This window comes from Caballeronia sp. M23-90 (assembly GCF_053574605.1).
Map to the genome: position 1 here is coordinate 1 of NZ_JBSIPA010000496.1, position 4,740 is coordinate 4,740.

The window sequence follows — 4,740 nt, forward strand, 5'->3', positions numbered from 1 at the left end:
TGGACATCGTGATGCCGCGCGCGCCGGCATCACGGTGTCCACGCTCAAGGAAGCCGAGCAATTCTTCGCGGCCGGCTTCAGCGACATCCTGTATGCGGTGGGCATGGTTGCATCGAAGCTGCCGCGTGCATTGGCGTTGAAGCAATCTGGTTGCGATTTGAAACTGATCGTCGATAACCTCGAATCGGCGCGAGGCGTCGCGGAGTTCGGCCGTTTGCACGGCGTGAGCTTTGAGGTGTGGATCGAAATCGATACCGACGGCCATCGCTCCGGCGTCAAGCCCGGCGAGGCGCGCTTGATCGATATCGGCCGCGCCTTGCATCAGGACGGCGCGCGCCTGGGCGGCGTGCTGACGCACGCGGGATCGAGCTACGAACTGAACACGCCGGATGCACTCGCCGCGCTCGCCGAGCAGGAGCGCGCCGGTTGTGTGCAGGCCGCCGAGCGCCTGCGCGAAGCGGGTTTGCCATGCGATGTCGTCAGCGTCGGCTCTACGCCGACCGCCCTCGCCGCGCGTCACCTTGAAGGCGTGACCGAAGTTCGCGCGGGCGTGTATGTGTTCTTCGATCTCGTGATGCGCAACGTGGGCGTATGCAATACGGCCGATCTGGCGCTGAGCGTGCTGACCACGGTCATCGGTCATCAGGCGGATAAAGGCTGGGCCATTCTCGATGCCGGCTGGATGGCGATGAGCCGCGACCGCGGCACGGCGAAGCAGACGCATGACTACGGCTACGGCCAGCCATGTACGCTCGACGGCTCGCCGCTTGAAGGCTACACATTGACCGGCGCAAACCAGGAACATGGGATCCTGGCGAACACGGGTCATCCGGACGGAGACATCACCGCGCGTTTGCCGGTCGGCACGCGGCTTTTGATCCTGCCGAACCATGCCTGCGCGACCGGCGCGCAATACCCGGCTTATCACGCGCGTAGGGGCGCGGACGAGATCGAAGTGTGGGACCGGTTTTACGGCTGGTGAGGCGGCGCTTGCCTCGTCAGACGAGCTACCGGAAAACGCTTTAATCGTTCGCCCGCGAGCAGTTCCAGGCAAACGGCGGTCAAACCCCCGCCAAATTTGTGACAGAAGGTCAACAGACAACTTTTTGTCCGACTATACTTGCTGCCTTTCTGACTTCCTGGCTTGCCCGCATCGCTTGCCTTAGGCCGATGCCACACGGCAGCAACGAAGCCAAAGTTTTGCCATGACTGAAAAGCGCCGCCGTCCCAGCCTGATATCCCGCTACGCCCTGATTGCTGCAACGATTGGCGGTATCGCGGGATTGTTTGCGTGGACCGGCGGATGGATTCATTGGCCACATGATCAGCAGACGCTTACATCGGCCCGGTTGATCGATGCCTTCGAATCCGATACAAGCCCGCACCCCGGCTTCCGCCGCAATCATGCGAAGGGTGTATGCGTGAGCGGTCGCTTCGAAAGTAACGGCAACGGCGCGCAGCTTTCTCGAGCGAGCGTGTTCGAGCGGGGCACGGTCCCGGTGGTCGGGCGCTTGTCGGCGCCGGGTTTCGACCCGACGCAAGAAGACGATACCGCGATGGTCCGCAGCTTTGCCCTGCGCTTCACCTTGAGCCACGGCGAGCAATGGCGCACCGCGATGAACTCCGTGCCGATCTTCGCCGTCAGCACACCGGAAGCGCTGTATGAGCAGTTGGCCGCGTTGCGGCCGGACGCCGCGAGCGGCCGCGTCGCCCCCGCGAAGATGGAGATGTTTCTGGAAAAACACCCTGAAACAAGGGCTTTTCACGAATGGCTGGCAAGTCACCCGGCGTCATCGAATTTTTCCAACGCCAGTTATTTCAGCATCGACGCGTTCAGGTTCACCAACGCCCAAGGCAACACGCATTTCGTTCGATGGAGCGTCGTGCCCGACGCGGCATACCAGCCCGTCAGCGCAACCGATGCGCGCGATCCGGACTTCCTCGCGCACGACCTGAGCAAGCGCCTCGAGCGCGGTCCCGTGCGCTGGCATCTGATGATCACGCCAGCCGCGCCCGGCGATCCGACGAACGACGCCACCCGCGTCTGGCCGCAAGAGCGGGAGCTGCATCGCGTGGATGCGGGTGTGGTGGTGATCGACAGGGCGGAATCGCAAATCGATGGAGCATGCCGCGATATCAACTTCGATCCGCTGATCTTGCCGGCTGGAATCGGACCGTCGGACGATCCTCTGCTGGCCGCGCGCTCGTCGGCATATTCGGTTTCTTTCAACCGCCGTACACAAGAAGAAGCGCAGGCGGCGCAAGCGGGAAACTCACGCCGCTAGACCCGTACGGCAAGCTGGACGGGTATGCGGCGAAACGCCCGATTGCAAGTTAAACTACGCGGTTCGTTTCACGCAGCTCTCGCGTGCATGCTGCTGGCAGCATCCGGACAAGACACTGGTACCAGGAGATATTCGTTCGATGAACGGTGCAGACTTACCAAGCATGCTTCCCGAAATGCTGCCGCGCTTGTGGGCCTTTGCGCTGCGCATATCGGGCGACCGGCACGACGCCGAGGATCTCGTCCAGCGTGCGTGCCTGCGCGCGCTCGAACGGGCGCATCAATTGCAGCCCGATACGGCCCCGTTGAGCTGGATGTTTTCGATTGTTCATTCCACCTGGATCAACGAATTGCGGGCGCGAAGCGTGCGCAAACGTTCGAGCATGGACTGGGACGACGACTTCCTGGAGAACATCGCCGACCCGGTCGACAAAGGCCCGGAAACGCAGCTCATGCACGGCCAGATCATCAGCGCCGTGGAACGCCTGCCCGAAGCGCAGCGCGTGGTGATGCTGCTGGTCGCAGTCGAAGGGCTGAGTTACCAGGAAGCTGCAGATGTACTCGAGGTTCCTATCGGAACCGTCATGAGCCGCTTATCGCGCGCACGGCAAGCAGTCGGCGCGCAGTTCGGCACGCACGAACCGAAGCCAAAAGCCTCGGCGACGCGAAAGGACTCAATCGCATGAAAACCGATGAAGTAATGTTGATGGCGTATGTCGACGGTGAACTGCCGCCCGACCAGCGCCATGAAGTCGAGGAACACATTCGCGCGTCAGCCGAGGCGGCAGAGCTGGTCGAGTTGCTGAAGGCGTCGCGCGTGGATTATCGGGGCGCGTTCGCCGGGCAAAAGTTGCCGCCCGTACCGGATTCGCTTACGCAGAAGATTGAAGCGATGGCACGCGGGCATGCCGCGCCCGCAGTCAATGACAACGCCGTTCCCTCGTCAGCCGGCGGGCCCGTTCGCTCGCGTATGCGCTCCGTTCCCGCGTGGCTTGCTGCTGCCTGTGTAGCAGGCGCGTTCTGCGGCGGCTTGTTCGTGCGGCTCGGTCCTCTTTTGGACCACGGCCCATCCGGTTCGATGGCCGCAAGCAATCTCTCGCCGTGGGTTCAGGCCGCCACGGGTTACCAGAAGCTCTATACCCGCGACACGCTGGCCTATGTCAGCGAGACGCCGGAGACATCCTCGAAAACGGTCGACGACATCCGTCGTGAAGACGGGCTTGCATTGCGCATCCCGGATTTGCACAGCGCCGGCCTGACGTTCAAGACCGTGCAGCGCCTGCGTTTCAACAACAAGCCGCTCGTTCAGATCGTGTATCAACCTGAGAAGGGTGAACCCGTCGCGCTTTGCGTGATGAAGGACGTGAAACCGGATCAGGCGGTGGCAGGTCAGGACGTCGATTCCATGCAGGTGGTGACCTGGCGTCAGGCCGAACTGAGCTACGCGCTGATCGGCAAACCCGACGGCGTGGACCTGAATGCGCTCGGCAAACAGATCTCGAACCGCGAGGTGGAGCAGCTTTTCAGCGATTCGACGTCCGTGGTGCTTCCGGGCTCATCGGCTGGCTGAATTTCCGCAGTCAACACGTCATGGTCATCCAAATTCGCGGCGTTTCTCTGGTATGACCATCGAACGTGTGGTTTGCACGAAACAACGTTTAAGCGTCCGCACCAAATCGCAGTTACACTTGTTACAAGTCCCGCCGGTGCTGGAAAAGCGTGTTTCGGGATCATCGATTTAATTTTGCGCGCATGGAATTTCGGCGCAACCCTGGGTGTTCTTCTTTTAGTACGGGTATAACTTGAGGCCGTCGTTGGGTTGCCGCATTCGTGTGAACTGGCGATTCTCCTGTGAACCATGTAATCGAATATCCCTGTCAAGCCCCTCGCCGGAGCCGCAACAGGTGGTTGTGCTGGTTGTACGGGTGAGCCGGCTTGGTTATAAATAAGCCCTTAGGAACTGTGAAGAAACAGTAGAGTCCTCAAAGGTCGATTGCAATTCCAAATGAGTGTGTTTTTTCATTGGGAAAATGCAATCAAGGGCACGAGAGAAACAAAAACATAAATCATCAGCGAAAGCGAACTGCTTAAGTCTTATGAAATCGGACGATACCCTGCTGATGGCCTACGTGGATGGCGAACTGCCGTCACACGAACGCGAGGAAGTGGAGCGCGAACTGCGCACCTCTCCCGACGTGGCTGAGCGCGTCGCGCTCTTGCAGGCTTCGCGGTTGCCTTATCGCGATGCATTTGCCGGACAGAAGCTGCCACCGGTTCCCGCCAGCCTGACGGCGAAGATCGAGGAAATGGCCCGAGCGGCCAAGGCCAGGACCGATGTCAGCGTGAATGATCCCGTGGTGGAACATGCGCCCGGAAGTCCTGCGTCATCGACCATTCGTTCGCGGCTGCGCATTGCGCCCGCGTGGCTTGCCGTGGCGTTTCTCGGCGGCGCGTTA

General features: G+C 60.9%; 4 protein-coding genes and 1 pseudogene. All 5 read left to right on the top strand.

Going from position 1 to position 4,740, the window contains the following annotated elements:
- A partial coding sequence (locus tag ACRXB1_RS30870) for an alanine racemase (RefSeq protein ID WP_449494205.1) occupies positions 1 to 982 on the top strand: 982 nt, incomplete at its 5' end.
- A 223-nt stretch (positions 983 to 1,205) separates the two neighbouring features.
- Positions 1,206 to 2,285 carry a catalase family peroxidase gene (locus tag ACRXB1_RS30875; protein ID WP_449494206.1) on the top strand — a complete coding sequence of 360 codons (1,080 nt, stop codon included), beginning with the start codon at positions 1,206 to 1,208 and terminating at the stop codon, positions 2,283 to 2,285.
- 139 nt (positions 2,286 to 2,424) lie between these two features.
- Complete coding sequence (locus ACRXB1_RS30880; RefSeq protein ID WP_062001355.1) at positions 2,425 to 2,970, top strand: RNA polymerase sigma factor; 546 nt, start codon at positions 2,425 to 2,427, stop codon at positions 2,968 to 2,970.
- Positions 2,967 to 3,854 carry an anti-sigma factor family protein gene (locus ACRXB1_RS30885; protein WP_449494207.1) on the top strand — a complete coding sequence of 296 codons (888 nt, stop codon included), beginning with the start codon at positions 2,967 to 2,969 and terminating at the stop codon, positions 3,852 to 3,854. Before ACRXB1_RS30880 ends, ACRXB1_RS30885 begins: the two co-directional genes overlap by 4 nt.
- A gap of 526 nt (positions 3,855 to 4,380) precedes the next feature.
- Positions 4,381 to 4,740 (top strand): annotated as a pseudogene (locus ACRXB1_RS30890) (anti-sigma factor); the annotation flags it as partial.